Annotated in this window: 17 protein-coding genes and 1 tRNA gene; 10 read left to right on the top strand and 8 right to left on the bottom strand. The window is 73.0% G+C overall.

Going from position 1 to position 16,416, the window contains the following annotated elements; all coding sequences use genetic code 11:
• Positions 1 to 3 precede the first annotated feature (3 nt).
• On the bottom strand, positions 4 to 840 hold the full coding sequence (locus KPL60_RS29555; RefSeq protein ID WP_178375751.1) for a metal ABC transporter ATP-binding protein: 837 nt from the start codon (positions 838 to 840) through the stop codon (positions 4 to 6).
• A 1-nt stretch (position 841) separates the two neighbouring features.
• Positions 842 to 1,855, bottom strand: a complete 1,014-nt coding sequence (locus KPL60_RS29550; RefSeq protein WP_226367850.1) for a metal ABC transporter solute-binding protein, Zn/Mn family — start codon at positions 1,853 to 1,855, stop codon at positions 842 to 844.
• A 163-nt stretch (positions 1,856 to 2,018) separates the two neighbouring features.
• Here KPL60_RS29550 and KPL60_RS29545 point away from each other — a divergent pair, with 163 nt between their 5' ends.
• The 3 genes from KPL60_RS29545 (at position 2,019) to KPL60_RS29530 (ending at position 5,353) form a co-directional block, all read left to right on the top strand.
• On the top strand, positions 2,019 to 3,122 hold the full coding sequence (locus KPL60_RS29545; protein ID WP_226354126.1) for a LacI family DNA-binding transcriptional regulator: 1,104 nt from the start codon (positions 2,019 to 2,021) through the stop codon (positions 3,120 to 3,122).
• Positions 3,116 to 3,958 carry an MOSC domain-containing protein gene (locus KPL60_RS29540; protein ID WP_226367849.1) on the top strand — a complete coding sequence of 281 codons (843 nt, stop codon included), beginning with the start codon at positions 3,116 to 3,118 and terminating at the stop codon, positions 3,956 to 3,958. The genes KPL60_RS29545 and KPL60_RS29540 overlap by 7 nt, the downstream gene beginning before the upstream one ends.
• 444 nt (positions 3,959 to 4,402) lie before the next feature.
• On the top strand, positions 4,403 to 5,353 hold the full coding sequence (locus KPL60_RS29530) for a transglycosylase domain-containing protein (RefSeq protein WP_226354124.1): 951 nt from the start codon (positions 4,403 to 4,405) through the stop codon (positions 5,351 to 5,353).
• Between the two features lie 26 nt (positions 5,354 to 5,379).
• Here KPL60_RS29530 and otsB read toward each other — a convergent pair whose 3' ends face one another.
• Genes otsB through KPL60_RS29515 form a run of 3 tightly spaced genes read right to left on the bottom strand, consistent with a single transcriptional unit; the run spans position 5,380 to position 9,065 of the window.
• On the bottom strand, positions 5,380 to 6,144 hold the full coding sequence (otsB, locus tag KPL60_RS29525) for a trehalose-phosphatase (protein ID WP_226354123.1): 765 nt from the start codon (positions 6,142 to 6,144) through the stop codon (positions 5,380 to 5,382).
• The gene (locus KPL60_RS29520; protein WP_226354122.1) at positions 6,141 to 7,559 is read right to left on the bottom strand and encodes a trehalose-6-phosphate synthase; all 1,419 of its coding nucleotides are present in this window, start codon (positions 7,557 to 7,559) and stop codon (positions 6,141 to 6,143) included. The genes otsB and KPL60_RS29520 overlap by 4 nt, the downstream gene beginning before the upstream one ends.
• 33 nt (positions 7,560 to 7,592) lie before the next feature.
• Positions 7,593 to 9,065 carry a threonine/serine exporter ThrE family protein gene (locus tag KPL60_RS29515; protein WP_226354121.1) on the bottom strand — a complete coding sequence of 491 codons (1,473 nt, stop codon included), beginning with the start codon at positions 9,063 to 9,065 and terminating at the stop codon, positions 7,593 to 7,595.
• A gap of 153 nt (positions 9,066 to 9,218) precedes the next feature.
• On the opposite strand from KPL60_RS29515, the gene KPL60_RS29510 reads away from it, so the two are divergent.
• From KPL60_RS29510 to KPL60_RS29500, 3 genes are all read left to right on the top strand, one after another.
• Positions 9,219 to 9,293 (top strand) — tRNA-Thr (locus KPL60_RS29510).
• Positions 9,294 to 9,362: 69 nt separating this feature from the next.
• Positions 9,363 to 11,174, top strand: coding sequence for a tyrosine-type recombinase/integrase (locus tag KPL60_RS29505; RefSeq protein ID WP_226367848.1), 1,812 nt, complete (start codon positions 9,363 to 9,365; stop codon positions 11,172 to 11,174).
• Between the two features lie 20 nt (positions 11,175 to 11,194).
• Positions 11,195 to 12,106: a phosphotransferase enzyme family protein gene (locus KPL60_RS29500; protein WP_226367847.1), complete on the top strand. Its 912-nt coding sequence runs from the start codon at positions 11,195 to 11,197 to the stop codon at positions 12,104 to 12,106.
• 222 nt (positions 12,107 to 12,328) lie between these two features.
• Here the strand turns inward: KPL60_RS29500 and KPL60_RS29495 are convergent, their stop codons facing one another.
• The 3 genes from KPL60_RS29495 to KPL60_RS29485 form a co-directional block, all read right to left on the bottom strand.
• Positions 12,329 to 12,937, bottom strand: a complete 609-nt coding sequence (locus KPL60_RS29495; RefSeq protein ID WP_226367846.1) for a DUF3800 domain-containing protein — start codon at positions 12,935 to 12,937, stop codon at positions 12,329 to 12,331.
• 296 nt (positions 12,938 to 13,233) lie between these two features.
• Positions 13,234 to 14,085, bottom strand: coding sequence for a hypothetical protein (locus KPL60_RS29490; RefSeq protein WP_226367845.1), 852 nt, complete (start codon positions 14,083 to 14,085; stop codon positions 13,234 to 13,236).
• A 669-nt stretch (positions 14,086 to 14,754) separates the two neighbouring features.
• Positions 14,755 to 15,114, bottom strand: coding sequence for a winged helix-turn-helix domain-containing protein (locus tag KPL60_RS29485; RefSeq protein WP_226367844.1), 360 nt, complete (start codon positions 15,112 to 15,114; stop codon positions 14,755 to 14,757).
• A 141-nt stretch (positions 15,115 to 15,255) separates the two neighbouring features.
• Here KPL60_RS29485 and KPL60_RS29480 point away from each other — a divergent pair, with 141 nt between their 5' ends.
• Genes KPL60_RS29480 through KPL60_RS29465 form a run of 4 tightly spaced genes read left to right on the top strand, consistent with a single transcriptional unit; the run spans position 15,256 to position 16,392 of the window.
• On the top strand, positions 15,256 to 15,480 hold the full coding sequence (locus KPL60_RS29480) for a helix-turn-helix domain-containing protein (protein ID WP_226367843.1): 225 nt from the start codon (positions 15,256 to 15,258) through the stop codon (positions 15,478 to 15,480).
• On the top strand, positions 15,480 to 15,719 hold the full coding sequence (locus KPL60_RS29475) for a hypothetical protein (protein WP_226367842.1): 240 nt from the start codon (positions 15,480 to 15,482) through the stop codon (positions 15,717 to 15,719). Before KPL60_RS29480 ends, KPL60_RS29475 begins: the two co-directional genes overlap by 1 nt.
• Entirely contained in the window at positions 15,716 to 16,006 is a 291-nt protein-coding gene (locus tag KPL60_RS29470; RefSeq protein ID WP_226367841.1) for a hypothetical protein, read from the top strand. The genes KPL60_RS29475 and KPL60_RS29470 overlap by 4 nt, the downstream gene beginning before the upstream one ends.
• Positions 16,003 to 16,392 (top strand): hypothetical protein, encoded by a 390-nt coding sequence (locus KPL60_RS29465; protein WP_226367840.1) that lies wholly within the window; start codon positions 16,003 to 16,005, stop codon positions 16,390 to 16,392. Before KPL60_RS29470 ends, KPL60_RS29465 begins: the two co-directional genes overlap by 4 nt.
• Positions 16,393 to 16,416 lie beyond the last annotated feature (24 nt).

Raw genomic sequence — 16,416 nt, 5'->3', positions numbered from 1 at the left:
CGGTCACGCGCCACCCCCGACCGCGACGCCGTGCTCGGCGTGCTCGTCCCGGGTGACCGGGGAGTCCTCGGCCCCGACGACGACCAGCCGGTCGCGGACCCGCAGCACGTCGACGTCGGTGCGGTAGAGCCGCGACAGCGTCTCCGAGGTCATGACCTCGTCGGTGGTGCCGATCGAGAACCGGCCGTCGACGAGGTAGAGGACCCGGTCCACCAGCGGCAGCACCGGGTTGATCTCGTGGGTCACGAACAGCACCGCGGTGCCCGCGGCGCGGCGGCGCTCGTCGATCAGCCGGGTCACGATCCGCTGGTGGGACAGGTCCAGGCTGAGCAGGGGCTCGTCGCACAGCAGTACCGCCGGGTCCCCGACGAGTGCCTGCGCGACCCGCAGCCGCTGCTGCTCGCCGCCGGACAGCCGCCCGACGGGGGCGTCGGCGTACCCGGTCCCGCCGACCTGGGCCAGCGCGCGGTCGACGCGCTCGCGCCGCTCGCGTCGCCGGCCCAGGCCGAGACCGAAGCGGTGCCCGTCGAGGCCGAGGCCGACGAGGTCGCGCCCGCGCAGCGGCAGATCCGGGTCGAGCGGCTGCTGCTGCGGGACGTAGCCGATCTCGGGGCTGCCGCGCCGCGGGGTGTGCCCGCCGACGGTCACGGTGCCGTCGGAGAGCGGGAGCAGCCCCAGCAGGACGCGCATCAGCGTCGTCTTGCCGGAGCCGTTCGGGCCGAGGACGGCGACGAACTCGCCGGGTGCGACGTCCAGATCGAGGCCGGACCACAGGGTCCGGTCCCCGAACCGGAGGCCCGCTCCGCGCAGCGACAGCGCGGACTGCTGCGAGGAACCCATGTCAGCGGTTCAGCGCCGCGGAGAGCTCGTCCAGGTTGGCGTTCATCCACTGCACCCAGTCGGTGGTGCCCGCGGGCAGCGTCTCCGACATCTCCACGACCGGGACGCCTCCCTTCTGGGCGGCGTCGCGGACCTGGTCGGTGGTCGGCGAGGTCGTCTGGCTGTTGAGGATCAGCGCGTCGACCGGCGGCTGCGCGGTGAACAGCCCCAGCATCTGCGCGACGACGGCGGCCGGCGGGTCGGTGCCCTCCTCGACGGCCGAGGAGAACTCCTGCGGGGTCGCGTTCGCGATCCCGGCGGCCTGCAGCAGGTAGGCGGGCACAGGCTCGGTGACGGCGACCCGGGCCCCCGGGTGCGCGCGGCCGATCTCGGTGGCCTTCGACGTCAGCTGGGCGACGCCGCCCTCGAGGGTCTTGGCGTTGGTGCGGAAGTACTCCGCGGCGCTCGGGTCGATGCGGCCGAGCTGGTCGGCGAGCTGCTCGGCGACGCGGCCGACCGCGGCCGGGTTGTACCAGACGTGCTCGTTGAACGAGCCGTGCTCGTGCTCGTGGTCCGCCGCGGCCGCGGGCGCGGGGGTGGCCTCGGCGGCGTGGTCGTGGCCGTGGTCGTCGGCGGCGGCCTCCTGGGCCCCCTCGATGCCGGAGACCTCGACGGCGTCCACCAGCGGGGCCTTGTTGCCGGACGCGGCGACGAGGTCGGTCATGAACGCGTCGTAGCCGCCGCCGTTCATGATCAGCAGCTGGGCCTCGCCGACGGTCGCCGCGTTCTGCGGGGTCGGCTCGTAGCCGTGCGGGTCGACGTCGGGGGAGCTGATGATCGACTCGACCCTGGCGTAGTTGCCGCCCACGGCGCGGGCGACCGCGCCCCAGGCGTCGGTGGAGGCGACGATCTTCACCTGCGGGGTGTCGGCGCTGGTGGGGGCGTCGACCTGGCCGGAGCCGCAGGCGGTCAGACCCAGGGCGAGTGCGGCCAGCCCGGCCACGAGCGCGGCCGGGCGGAGCGGGGATCGGGACACGGACGGAACTCCCATCAACATATCGGCATAGATTTATTGGAAATCATTCTCAGATTCACTCTACCGCTGTACGGGGAGCCGGGAACGCGTGCGGCGTGTGATCCCGTCGTGGCCGGTCGGGGCGGACTTTCACGTGCGTGACCGCGCCGCTACCGTTCGGGGAATGACCGGCCCCCAGCACCCGCGGCGTCCGGCGACGCTCGCGTCGCTGGCCGCCGAGCTCGGGGTCTCCCGGACGACCGTGTCGAACGCCTACAACCGTCCCGACCAGCTGTCCGCGCCGCTGCGCGAGCGCGTCCTGGAGGCGGCCCGGCGGCTCGGCTACCCGGGCCCGGACCCGGTCGCCCGCTCGCTGCGCACCCGGCGCGCTGGAGCGGTGGGCCTGCTGCTGACCGAGGCGCTCAGCTACGCCTTCCGCGACCCGGGCGCCACCGGCTTCCTGGAGGGGCTCGCGCTGGCCTGCGAGAAGGCGGGCACCGGCCTGCTGCTGATCCCGGTCAGCCCGGAGCACTCCGACGTCGACTCCGTCTACCAGGCCGGGGTCGACGGCTTCGTCGTCTACTCGGTCAGCGAGGACGACCCGCACTTCCGGGCCGTCCTGCAGCGCCCGGTGCCGACGGTCGTCTGCGACCAGCCCACCGGGATCACCGGGGTGGACCGCGTCGGCGTCGACGACCGCGCCGGGACCCTCGCGCTCGGGCGGCACCTCGTCGAGCTCGGCCACCGCCGCGTCGGTGTGCTCTGCATGCGCCTGTCCTCGCACCGGCACGACGGCAGGGCCGACGTCGCCCGGCAGGAGGGCAGCTCCTACGCCGTGCAGCGCGAACGCCTCGCCGGGCTGCGCGCGGCGCTCGCCGAGGCGGGCGTCGAGTGGGCCGACGTCCCGGTCATCGAGCGGTTCGAGCACTCCCTCGACGCCGGCGCGGACGGCGCCGCCACCCTGCTGGACTCCCACCCCGGGATCACCGCGCTGGTGTGCACCTCCGACATCCTCGCCCTCGGCGCGCTGCGCGAGGCCCGCGACCGCGGCCTGCGGGTGCCCGAGGACCTCTCGGTCGCCGGGTTCGACGGCGTGCCCGAGGCCGAGCGCGTCGGCCTGACCACGGTCCGCCAGCCGTTCCGGGAGAAGGGCCTCGAGGCCGGGCGGCTGCTGCTCGAACGCGGCGACCGCCACGTCCCCGAGCACGTCACGCTCCCGACCGAGCTGATCGTCGGGGTGACCACCCGCGAGCTGCGCCAGTCCGGGGAGTTCTTCTCCGGATGGTGAGCCTGACCGGGCTGCGCCCCTACCCGGTCAAGTCCTGCCGGGGCGCGGACGTGGCCCGCGCCGTCGTCGAACGGGCCGGTCTCGCCGGGGACCGGCGCTGGATGCTGGTCCGCGACGACGGCGCCATGGTCACCGCGCGCACCCACCCGCGGCTCGTGCTCGTCGCGCCCACCCCCGCCGCCGACGGGCTCCGCCTGACCGGACCGGGGCTGCCGCCGCTCACCGTCCCCGTGCCCGACGGCGAGCCGGTGCCGGCCCGCGTGCACCGCTGGGACACCGCGGGCGTCCCGGCCGGCCCGGAGGCCGACGCCTGGTTCTCCGAGCTGCTCGGCGACCCGGTCCGGCTGATCCACCTCGACGACCCGGCCCGGCGCCGTCCCGACCCCGACTTCTCCCACGACGACGACCGCGTCTCCTACGCCGACGGCTACCCGCTGCTGCTCGCCTCCACGGCCTCGCTGCACGCGCTGGACGCGCTCGTCGCCGACGGCCCGAACGCGGCCGAGGCGCCGCTGCCGATGACCCGGTTCCGGCCGAACGCCGTCGTCGACGGCGCACCCGCCTGGGCCGAGGACGGCTGGCGGCGCATCCGGATCGGCGCCGCGGAGTTCCGGGTGGCCAAGGGCTGCGCCCGCTGCGTGCTCACCACCGTCGACCCGGACACGGCGGTCAAGGGCCGCGAGCCGATGGCGACCCTGGCCCGGCACCGGCGGTTCGACGGCAAGGTGTGGTTCGGGGTCAACCTGATCCCGGACGACCCGGGCGCGGAGATCGCCGTCGGCGACGAGGTCGAGGTGCTCGACGCCGTCGACCCGGCCTGCGGTCCGCCGCGCTGACCCGGACCGGCCACGGTTCCTCCCGCCCCGTCGGTATCGTCGGGTTCGGGTCGCCCGTCCGGGTGGCCGGACCGGGGCGAGGGGGAGGCTGCGCTGAACGACGAGCGCGACCCCCGTCGCCGTCCACCGCCGCCGCCCCCGGGCCCCGCCGGGCGCGGACGACCGCTGCCCCCACCCGCCCCGCGCCCCGGCGCGGGTCCGCGACGCGTCGTGCCGCCCCCGCCGTCCGGACGTCCGCCGGCGGGCGGGCGGCCACCCCGCGCCGTGCCACCCCCTCCGGCCCCGCGACCCTCCGCGCCGCCCGACCGCCCGGACGCCCTGCGCCCGGCCCCGCGCCCCGCACCGTCCGACCGCCCGGACGTGCTCCACCCGGCTCAGCGGCCACTGCCCACGCGCCGCGGCGCCCGCCGGACCGGCCCGCCGCCGCGTCGCGGAGCGGTCCCCGTGCCCCGCCCCGAGGAGACCCGCGCCCCGCGCCGCCCGATCGGGCCGCAGATCGCGGCGCTGCGGGAACGGCTGCGCCGGCTGCGGCCGCAGCGGCCGCCGGGGACCCCGCCGCCGTCGACCCGGGCCCGGCTGCGCAGGCTGCTGCGCTGGGCCCTGGTCGCCCAGGCCGTCCCGCTGGTCCTGGTGCTGCTGTTCACCCTGGTCAACCCGCCGTACACGATGTTCCGGCTGTGGAACTTCGGGCCGACCGTCGCGCAGTGGACCGACGCCGAGCACGTGTCGCGCAACTTCCTGGTCGTCGTCATGGGGCAGGAGGACCAGCAGTTCCCGGAGCGCATCCTCGCCGTCGACTACGGGATGCAGTGGGCGCGGGTGCAGGCGTACATGGACGGCACCGACGACCCGTCCGGGTCGACCATCACCCAGCAGACGTCGAAGAACCTGTTCCTGTGGGCCGGGCGCTACCCGCCGCTGGAACCGGTGCGCAAGGCGCTGGAGATCCCGCCGGCGGAGACGATGGAGCTCGTCATGTCCAAGCGCCGGATCCTGGAGATCTACGTCAACGTCGCGCAGTTCGCGCCGCGCGTCTACGGCGTCTGCGCCGCCTCCTGGTACTACTTCGGCAAGTCCAGCCGCTCGCTCAGCGTGGACGAGTCCGCCCAGCTCATCGGGCTGCTGCCGTCCCCGCTGCACGTCGAACGCGCCCCCGGCGGCGGCATGCGCTTCCTCGGCGACACCAACGGCAACGGCGTCGCCGACCCCGGCGAACGCGGCTGGATCAGCGCGAAGGGCTACTGGCACGCCCGCGAGCGCGCCCCGCGCTGGTACGCCCAGATGGGCGGGCTCGCCGCCACCGAGGGCCTCGGGATCCCCGGCAACGCCTCCGACCTGCCCGCCGCCGACGACCCGTGCCGCGAGCCACCGGCCGCGCTGGCCGACCTCGACTGAGCCGCCGCGACCCGGTCAGGACCCGGTCAGGACCCGCAGCGCAGCGCGGCCAGCCGCTCCAGGACCCCGGCCATCTCCTGCGGGTCGGTGACCCGGAAGCGGGCCGCGGTGTCGCCGTCGCCGACCTTGATGCCGACGTCGCCGTCGCCCAGCACCCGGAACGCGGTCTCGTCGGTGACGTCGTCCCCGGCGAACAGCACCGCGTCCGCGTGCAGGGCCGACCGCAGCGCCTCGACCGCGGAGCCCTTGGTGGTCTCGACGACGGCCAGGTCCAGCACGTCCTTGCCCGCGACGGCGTCCACGCCGTCACCGACCCACTCGGCGTCGACCCGCTCCAGCAGCGCCGCCCCGGCGGCCGGGTCCATGCCGCGCACGTGCACCGCTCCGCCCGCGGGCTTGGTCTCCAGCCGCGCCCCGGGGGTCCCGTCGACCAGGGCGCGCAGCCCGTCGAGCAGCGCGGTCCGCCGGCGCTCCTGCTCGGGCGTCAGCAGGCCGCCGCGCCCGAGCAGGGCGGCGAGCCCGTCGTCGTACTCGGCGCCGTGGCTGCCCACCAGCCCGACCGGCGGGACGAACCCGGAGACGGTCGCGAGGTCGTCGCGGCCCCGGCCGGACAGCATCACGACGGTCGTCGCGTCGTGCGCGGCGAGGCGCCGGACGGCGTCGGCCGAGGCGGGCAGCGGCCGCGACGCCGACGGGTCGTCGACCAGCGGGGCCAGTACGCCGTCGAAGTCGAGGGCGACGAGCAGCCGCCCCACCCCGGCGAGCCGCTCCAGGGCGGCATCGGGGCTCACTGCTCGACCCGGATGCCGAGTGCCTCCAGGAACCCGGTGGCCCAGCGGTCGACGTCGTGGTCGAGGACCTGGCGGCGCAGCGTGCGCATCCGCTTGCGCCCCTCCTCGGCGTTCATGGTCAGCGCCGCGTAGAGCGCCTCCTTGACGCCGTCGGTGTCGTGCGGGTTGACCAGCAGTGCGCTGGTCAGCTCGATCGCGGCACCGGCGAACTCGGACAGCACGAGACAGCCGCCGTCGTCGGGTCGGCAGGCGACGTACTCCTTGGCGACGAGGTTCATGCCGTCGCGCAGCGGGGTCACGAGCATGACGTCGGCGGCGAGGAAGAACGCGGCGAGCTCCTCGCGCGGCAGCGACCGGTGCAGGTAGTGCACCGCCGGGTGCCCGACGCGGGCGAACTCGCCGTTGATCCGGCCGACGGCCTGCTCGATGTCGGCGCGCATCTGCTGGTAGTGCTCGACCCGCTCCCGCGACGGCGTCGCCAGCTGGATCATCACGGCGTCGTCGACGGACACCCGCTCCTCCTCGAGGAGCTCGTGGAACGCGCGGAGCCGGACGTCGATGCCCTTGGTGTAGTCGAGCCGGTCGACCCCCAGCACGATCTTCTCCGGGCTCCCGAGCTCCGTCCGGATCTCGGCGGCGCGCTTCTCGACCTCGGGGGTGCGGGCCAGCTCGTCGAGCCGGTGCGAGTCGATCGAGATCGGGAACGCGCCGAGCCGGATGCGCCGTCCGCCGTGGTGGAGCACCTCGGGGTCGCGGTCGGTGGAGGCCCCGGCGAGCTCCTGGGCGAGCCAGTGGAAGTTGCGGACGCCGCCGTCGGTGTGGAAGCCGACGAGGTCCGCGCCGAGCAGGCCCTCCATGATCCGGGTCCGCCACGGGAGCTGGCGGAACAGCTCGACCGGCGGGAACGGGATGTGCAGGAAGAAGCCGATCCGCAGGTCCGGGCGCAGCTCGCGCAGCTTCCCCGGGACGAGCTGGAGCTGGTAGTCCTGCACCCAGACCGTCGCACCCTGCGCGGCGACCTTCGCGACCTCCTCGGCGAAGCGCTGGTTCACCGCGGTGTAGGCGCGCCACCAGTGCCGGTGGAACTGCGGCGGTGCGACGACGTCGTGGTAGAGCGGCCAGAGCGTGCCGTTGGAGAAGCCCTCGTAGTAGTCGGTGACCTCCTGCGCGGTCAGCGTCACCGGGAACAGCGACAGGCCGTCCTCGGCGAAGGGCTCGACCTCGGCGTCGGGGACGCCGGGCCAGCCGACCCAGGCACCCTCCCGGGCCCGCAGGGTCGGCTCCAGCGCCGTGACCAGGCCGCCCGGGCTGCGACGCCAGGTGGTGCTGCCGTCCGGGTGCCGCTCCAGGTCCACGGGGAGCCTGTTGGCCACCACCACCAGATCCGCTGCGGTCACCGGTTCCCCTGTGGACACATGCCCTCCTCGACGCTCGCCCCGCGGCCGACCCTACTTCGGATCGGCCCCGTCGGCCGTGGCGTCCGACACCGGGGAACCGACGGCCGCGCCGCCGGTGGGCGAGTTCTCCGCTCCGCCCGGCCGGTCCTCCGGCCGGCGCCGGGGGCTGGCCACGAACTGCCCGAGGGCGACGCCCGCCGCCAGCGCGAGCCCGACGGCCAGCGCGATCGTGATCGTCACGAGCCCTTCGGAGGGGCCCTCGATCGCCAGCTGGTAGAAGCCGCGGTAGGCGGCGAGACCGGGCAGCAGGGGGGTGACCCCGGCCAGCGTGACGACCATCGGCGGGGTCTGGGTGCCCCGGCGCAGCAGACCCGCCGCCAGGCCGACGACGAGCGCCGCGGCCCCGGTCGCGGGCACCTGCCCGAGGCCGGCGTTCTGCGTGAGCAGGCCGTAGACCAGCCAGCTCGACGCGCCGACCGCACCCGCGATCGGCAGCGACCGTAGTGGCGCGTACCCGGCGAGTGCGTAGAACGCGGCCGCCAGCGCACCCGAGACCAGCGACAGCCCGAACTGGCCCGGCCCGGACGGCAGGTCCCCGGACACCTCGATCTGGGTGCCCATCGCGAGCCCGAGCTGCAGGCCCAGCACGACGCCGGTCAGCAGCCCCGCCGACAGCAGCGAGATCTCGACCATGCGGGCGGCCGCGGTCAGGTAGTAGCCGGTCAGGGCGTCCTGCACGGTGGAGACCACGCTCAGCCCGGACAGCAGCACCGTGATGCCCGCCGCGACGACGTAGGACGCCCGGGTGCCCGGCGGGAACACCTCCAGCTGCACCAGCGCGACCGTCGAGGCGGTGACGAGGAAGCCGCCGACCACCTGCTGGAAGAACGCCGCGACCCCGCGCCGGGCCAGCATCCGGCCGATCCGGTCGATGATCGCGGTGGTGACGAACGCCGTCGTCGCCGTGAGCGGACCGCCACCGAGCAGCAGGGCGATCGACGCGGCCAGCGCGGCCCAGCCGAACGTCGCCACCCAGCGGGGGTAGGGGTGCGGGTGCCGCACGACCTCCGACACCTTCGACGACGCCGCCCGCACGTCGAGCCGGCCCGCCTCGACGTCGCGGATGATCTCCTCGGTCTCGGCCAGCCGGGACAGGTCGAGCGTGCGGTAGCGGACCAGCCGCATCGTCGTCACCGGCTGCGCGGCGTTGCCCCGGTGGCAGCACATGGTGATCGAGGTGAACGTGATGTCCACGTCGACGGCGGGCAGGCCCGCCAGGTTGGCCAGCCGCAGCATCGTCGCCGTGACCTCGTCGACCGACTCGCCGGAGGACAGCTCGATCTCACCGATCCGCATGCAGAGGTCCAGGACCTCCTGCACGCGGGCGTCGTCGGGAACCTGCGGGCCGAGCATGAGCATCGGCACCGTCGACGGACCCGGGGTGAGCAGCCGTTTCGCGTCACGCCGCAGCGCGCCGCGCAGTCGCCGTGCGAACCGGTCGGCCGTCGGCGTCTCCTCGGCCACGATCCCTCCATTCCGTCGTGCGGGTCTGGCGTCGCCTACCAGGCTAGGGGCGGGCCGCCGACCGGCGTCGGGGCGTCGGCCGACCTCACACCGTCCGACGGCCGGACGGGGTGAGCGGTCGCGACGGAGGGGCGGGTTAGGCTGGGGCTGCCCGCCGGTGTAGCTCAGTGGTAGAGCAACCGCCTTGTAAGCGGTAGGTCGTCGGTTCGATCCCGACCTCCGGCTCCACTCTTAACCAGCGGTTTCGTTCGGACCGGGCCCGGCGGAACCGCTCGCGTGACCCCTTTCGTGACCCAGGTGAGTACCTACCATGACCACATGGCCGCCCGGGAGCAGCGCAGACGTAGTCCGCGGGGTGCGATCGACGTCCTCCCGAGCGGCGCACGCCGGGTGCGGGTGCACGCCGGGACCGACCCCGTCACGAAGCGGAAGCACCGGTTGGTCGAGGTCGTCCCGGCCGGGCCCGACGTCGAGGCACGAGCAGAGGCCGTGCGCGCCCGCATGGTCCAAGAGGTCGCGGAGCGCCGGAACCCGCGGACCGCGGCGACGGTCGAGCAGCTGCTCGACCGCTATCTGGAGCAGTTCGACGGAGCCGCGAGCACCCGGACGCTGTACCGCGGGTACGTGCGGAACCACATCCTTCCCCTGCTCGGCTCGGTGAAGGTGGCGCAGCTCGATCCGGAGACACTGGACTCGTACTACGCCGAGCTGCGCCGCTGTCGCGACCACTGCGACGGTTCCCGCCGGACCGACCACCGGACGAAGGCGCGGCACGAGTGCGACGCGCGGTGCGGGGCGCACCGGTGCCGTCCACTGGCCGCGTCGACGGTCCGACACATCCACTTCATCCTGTCGGGCGCGTTCCGCAAGGCCGTCCGGTGGCGCTGGATCGTGACGAGCCCGATCGGCCAGGCGGAGCCGCCGCCCGCGTCTAAGCCGAACCCGCAGCCGCCCACCGCGGCCCAGGCCGCCGCGATCGTCTCCGCGGCCTGGGAGGACCCGGACTGGGGGGCGCTGGTCTGGACGGCGATGACGACCGGCGCCCGGCGCGGGGAGCTGTGCGCCGTCCGATGGCCTGCGGTCGTGCTCGACGAGGGGCGGGAGACCCTGTGGCTCCGCCGAGCGATCGCGAAAGGCGACGACGGCCGGCCTGTCGAGGGCGATCTCAAGACCCACCAGCAGCGCCGGATCGCGCTCGACCAGGAGACCGCTGCAGTCCTCCGGGAGCACCGCCGCCGCTACGAACGACGAGCCGAGTCGCTGGGGCTGACCCCGAACCCCGACGGTTTCGTGTTCGGCCGTTCGCCGGACGGCGCGGACTTCGTCCTGCCCGACAGCGTGACGCAACGCTACGAGCGCCTGGCGAAGCGGCTGGGCGTCGGAACGACGTTCCACAAGCTCCGGCACTACTCCGCGACCGAGCTGATCGTCGCGGGCGTCGACCTGCGGACGGTCGCCGGACGTCTGGGCCACGGCAGCGGTGGCGTGACGACGCTGCGGACCTACACCGCGTGGGTGTCGGAGGCGGACCAGCGCGCGGCAGTCGGGATCGGGGCCGGGATGCCGACCCGCCCGGCTGAGGGTGAGCCGTTCGTTCGGGCACCACGTCATCCCTACGAGCTCGTCGCCGCCGCGGTCGCAGGGCGGATCGAGTCCGGCGAGCTGGCCGCGAGGGAGCCGATCCCGACGGCCGAGGCGCTGGCGGCGGAGCACGCGGTGTCGCTCTCGACCGCGCGGCGCGCAGTGGGCGTGCTGCGGGCCACCGGGTACATCGTCGAGGGGGCCGGCCGACCCCTTGTCGCAGCTCGCGGGCCGCGCGCGCCGCAACAGCCGGAACCCGAGCCGTCGCCGGCCATCTCTCCTGCGCCGCTGGCGTCTGCCTACTGGACGCTGACGGCCCGCGGGCCGGACGGCGTCCGGTACCCGCCGCGTGTCGTCGCGGGCAGCCTGGCCGACCTCGACGGGTTCCGCGCCCACCTGGTCGGCATCGCCAGGATCGAGGACCCCGGCAACACCGACACCGGGGAGTCCTGGATCGGGCGCTACGAGCTGGAAGTCGCACCGGTGGATCCGGCGTCACCGCTCGCTCCCATGACGCTGCGGTGGTAGCTGCTCACTACGGTTGGGCCGTGGCCGGTGCACCCAGCTCCCCGACCTTCGGGCGCGACTCGACGCTGCCCGTCCTGCACGAGGCGTGCCGTCGGGCCGGTCTGCCGTCCGACGGGGCCGAGCTGCTCCGGCTCGGCGAGAACGCGATCTACCGCCTCGCCGGTGCGCCCGTCGTCGTCCGGATCGCGCGGTCGGCGCAGCGATGGCCCGACGCGGTGAAGGAAGTCCGGATGTCCCGGTGGCTCGCAGAGCAGGGCGTCCGCGTCGTCCGGCTCGCGGACGTCGAGGACCAGCCGTTCGACGTCGAGGGATACCCGGTGACGTTCTGGGAGCACATCGATGGTCGGCGGGGGCGGCCGAGCGACGTCGGAGACCTCGCTCGCATCCTGCGGTCCATCCACGAGCTGCCCGTCGACCAGGCGCCGGAGCTGCCGACGTTCGACCCGTTCGCCCGGGTCGTGCACCGCATCGAGCAGTCACCCATCCCGGACGACGACCGGGCGTTCCTCGCGAAGACCCTCGACGAGGTTCGAGTCCAGCTCGGTGACTTGGAGTTCCCGCTTGCCCCTGCAGTGCTGCATGGAGACGCGCACGTGCAGAACCTGATGGTTCCGGCTGATGGCCGGCCGGTCGTCATCGACCTGGAGAACATGGCACTCGGGCAGCCGGAGTGGGATCTGAACGTCACGGCTGCCGAGTACCTAACAGCAGGCTTCTGGACCGCCAAGCAGTACAGGGAGTTCGTGGATGCCTACGGGTTCGATGTCACCAGCTGGTCGGGCTTCGAAGTTCTTCGGCCAGTACAGGCGATCAAGATGACTACGTGGCTGATGCAGAACGTCGATGAGGCGTCGAAGATCAGGGCCGAGTACGAGCGGAGAATCCGGACGATTCGGACTGGGCGAGACGAGCGCGACTGGAGCCCGTTCTAGACGTTTATCCAGGTCAGGGGTGGGGGCGAGACGAGCTGACGCGGTGGCGTCCCTCAAGATTGAGGCTTGAGGAACGCCACCCGGGTCAGTTGACATGGAGCTTTCGCGTGCCCCACCCACTTGAACCCAGCAGTGAGCCTGAGGCTCAAACCGGGTGACGCAGCAGTGAGCCTGGGGCTCAAACCACGTCGATGACAGGATACGTCCGCGCGAAGGGTTTGCTCAACCAGCCCGCCGTCGGCCACTCAGCTTGCCGGAGGCGACGGCTCGTAGCCTCGGCTCCTGTGCAGCTCGACCTCGGTACGTCGCGATGTTGAGACGTGCGTCTCGCCCATCAGTCAACTCGGGACGCTCGAACACTGTAGCCAGCTTCAGTGCGATCTTGCCCTTGTTGGAGCGGGTAGAGCGTGGCGCCAACGAAAGCATCCGTTCGTGACGGATAGCGCCCGCGACCATGTCGGCAACCTGCAAGATGTCGTTGGTCTTCGAGTCGAGCGCCACTGCTGACACCACGGAGGTGTTCTTCAGTCGTGCGTTGGTCAAGTTCCGCACGGTCTCTTCCAGCGACTCGCCAACCGGGGTCGACAGACCGTCGAGATGGACGCCGACGAGTTCACGACGGTTGATGCACCCGACCAGTAGCTGACTAGTGATCTCGGCATGAACCCGCCATTGATCTTCCCGTCCGCGGAAAGGGTCGTGCACCGAGCCCGAGACGACACACGCCGCGATCGTTGCGTCGGACTCGTGCAAGACACGGATGATCTCGCCGTAGACCGGGATCGAGCTGCGGTTGATCTCGGCGAACTGAACTCTCCACTGAACCCGCACTTCTCCCGCACTGCGAGCAGCTCACGTGCAAGCCTGCCAGGTTCTCGTACCTTCACGGAGGCGAGCACGAAGAAGTCGTTGTTCGATGCCCGAGCGCCGCTCTCGTCGATGAAGATTGAGGCCGTCGGGTACCGAAGGGGTACCGACACGGGGTCACCAGGTGCTCGCGCCATCGGTGTCCCCCAGGTATCAAGCGGATGAATCCTGAGCAGTCTACCCGTGCTCCCCGACAGCGTGATGCGACGACGCGGGCAGCGTCCACACGTTCGAGCGAAGCAGGTTGCTTGTGGCCACCTTCAACCCGATCGCGACGCGCGATCACTCAATTCCGCAAGCTCTGAAGCGTGTCGTTCGCGGGGGTATGCCGCGGATACCTGTTGAACAAAGTCGGCGACATAGCGCTGGTACCGGCTGGATTGCAGCGGCCCGGCCAGCTCGATCGCTGAGCGCGCCGCCGCGACGGCTTCGTCGAGCGATCCCTCCTGCATCGCCCCGGCCGCGGTGACCATATTGATGAACGCCCGGGTCCGGGGCGGGGTCGCGTCGGAGGCGATTGCCAGGCCGGCGAAGTGGCGGGTCTCCTCGCCGCGGCCGAGGTCGCGGAAGCAGTGTGCGGCCTCGCCGGCCAGCTCGGCGGGGTCGAAGTAGTTGATCCATGCCGGGTCGGCGTCGCCGCCCTGGTGTAGCGACGCCTCGGCCCGTCCGAGCGCCCGCTCGGCTCCGGGTCCGTCGGACAGCGACGCGAGGGCTCGCGCCTCCATCGCGTGCAGCATGGCGAGCGTGGCCGGTGCCGGGGTACCGGTGCTGGTGGTGATCGCTGCGCGGGAGAGCTGGACGGCGTCGCGGTAGCGGCCGAGGTAGTTGGCCTGGTGGCTGAGGTTGGCGAGGAGTCGCGCGCCGAGCAGGACGTCTCCGGCATCGCGGGCGAGGCGCAGTCCGTAGGTGAGGTACCGCTGCGCGGCGGCGTGGCGCCCGGCGTCGTACGCGCTCCACCCGAGCATTTGGGCGAGTTCCGCTGTGGCGGACAGGATGTCTGCGCGCCCGGCCCCACGGGGTAGCGAGCGGAGCAGCGGCAGTACCTGGCTGCGGAAGTAGAACAGCAGCAGCTCGCGGGTATGTCCGCCGCCGAGCTGGAAGTCCAGCTCCATGAGCCGTGCGGTCGTGAGCCGGATCGCCTCGGCATCGACCGGGACGTCGTCGGTGTCGGGTCGGCGGTACTCACTGTGGTCGTCGAACAGGTACCCGGTGATGATCGATGGGGTCGCGAACCCGTCCCAGGCGTGTGGGCCGGGGACGAGGATGCCGGCGGTGTCGGCTGCGGCGACGGAGTCGAGTCGTGCGGTCGCGGTGTCGGCGTCGTCGGGATAGACGACCGGCTCGACGGCGGCGGCCGGTTCTGCCTCGGCGGTGACGACGGCGGTAAAGCCGAGTCCGGCCGGGGTGAGGGTGCGTCCGAGCTTCTCCGACAGGCAGGTCGCGATCAGGACCGCGGTTTCGGCCCTGGGTTGTGTGCCGTCGAGCCACCTCTTGACGGTGACGTGGTCGGCGGCGCTGCGGACGCCGCGACGTGCGGCGAGGTCACGGACCCGGCGAGCGAGCCCGTTGTTTGGTCATCTCGGCTTCGCTCATCGCGCGACCGAGCGCGACATTCGGCGTCGTTCCGCCCATCCGTTCCACCGCCCGGAGGGGTTGCCTGCACCCCGTGTGCACCCCCTGTGCACGGATGCACCCCCTGAGCACACTGTAGGTAGGGGCACCGACGTTGTTTGCTGATTCGCATGGAGAGCATCGCAGAAGCAAACAGGCGGTTCAGGGAGCTACGGCCTGGAGGTCCGGCCCTCCAGCTCGGCCACCCGGGCTTCGAGCGCGGCGAGAGCGGTCGAGGTGCGGTCCTCGAGCTCGCGCAGTCGGACGGCGAGGTCGGAACGGTCGGCGTCGGTTCCGTCGCCGGGCTCGGCGGTGACGTACACGGCCTTGCCGGGCTGCCCCTGGACGACGCCCTCCTGACGCAGTTCGCGGACCGCGGCACGAACGACGGTCGTCGACACCTCGTAGGTGCGGGTGAGCTGCGACGTCGAGGGCAGCTCGCTCCCGACGGGGTAGGAGCCGGCGCGGATCGCGCGGCGTAGCTCGTCGGCCACCTGTAGGTACTTCGGGCGCCCCGTGTGCTCGGTCATCGGCCTCCTCCGGTCGGGAGCCTACGCAGCCCGGTGACGGGCGCGTAGCTGCCACGCACGGTGGGAGGCAACACGACGCAACCTTGTGCACTATGTGCATATGGTGCACCATGTGTGTATGGATACGAACGGAGAGCAGAGATGACGACGACCGGAGCCCCGAGTGCGGGGCCGACCTTCTACGACGTCCAGGAGGTGGCCGCGATGCTGAAGATGTCGCGGATGACCGTCTACCGGGCGATCTCGACCGGGGAGCTGCGGGCGGTCCGCGTGCGGGGCCGCTGGCTGGTCCCGGCCCAGGTCATCCAGACCCTCGTCGAGAACGCCGTCGCCGGTGTCCCCGCCGACCTGCGGGGCGGTGCGTGATGGGCAGCGTCGGAGTGCTGATCCTCGTCGCGCTGGTCGGGGCGTTCATCTGCGCCAAGGCACGCTCGGCCGGTGGCGCGGTCGCGTTCGCCGCGCTGGCCCTGGTGCTGTTCATCGCCACGCCGGTCGGGGCCGGTGTCCCGGCCGCCGTCGGGACCTTCGTGTCGGCGTTCGACCAGGCCGCAACTCCCGCACTGAATGGGACGCAGCAGGCCGGTACCTCCGGGAGCGGGTCGTGAGCGCGGCTGCCGACTACCCGGTCGACCACACGCTCGGTGACGACGTCATCGACGTCGCGGACCTGGTGTGCCCGGGCTGCTGGTCCCCGGTCATCGACGTCCCGCCGACTGGATGGCCCGCCCGGGCCGGTCACCTGCCCGAGTTCTCCCACGAGGACGGATCGGTGCTGTGCCCGGACGAGACCGGACGCGTCCCGGAGCCGGTCGAGGCGGGCGGGCTGCGCTACGCGCTCACCGAGCAGGGCTCCGGCGCGTCGCTGGACGTCGCCCGGGAGTGGTGGACGTGAGCACCCGACCCAACCTGGCGTCCGAGTCCCGGGACCCGGTCGCGCAGCCCGGCGACCTGGACCCGCGGCTGCTGTCCCCGACCGGACGCACGGAGCGGCTGCGCATCGTCGTCGAGCACTACGTCCCGGCCGCCGGACGGTGCCCGGGTTGCCGGTGGCCGGTACAGCGCCGCGAGGAGTGCCAGTCGCGGCAGGTGGCGCTCGCGCTGCTGGAGAACCGGCTGTTACCGGCGCGGCTGGCGCACCTGGCCGACGTCATGCCCGGCGCCCGGGGGGCCGGCCGCGACAGCGCCGCCGACCGAGACCTGCGGCGCGACGAGCTGGACGCGATGCCCGGGCTGTTCGCCGCCCCGGCCCGCACCCCGGACCGGGGGGACACGCGATGACCGAGGCGATCACACACCACGAGG

It is taken from the genome of Pseudonocardia sp. ICBG162 (assembly GCF_020496225.1).
Taxonomy (GTDB): Bacteria; Actinomycetota; Actinomycetes; order Mycobacteriales; family Pseudonocardiaceae; genus Pseudonocardia; species Pseudonocardia alni.
This window is presented reverse-complemented; position numbering and strand designations above follow the sequence as displayed.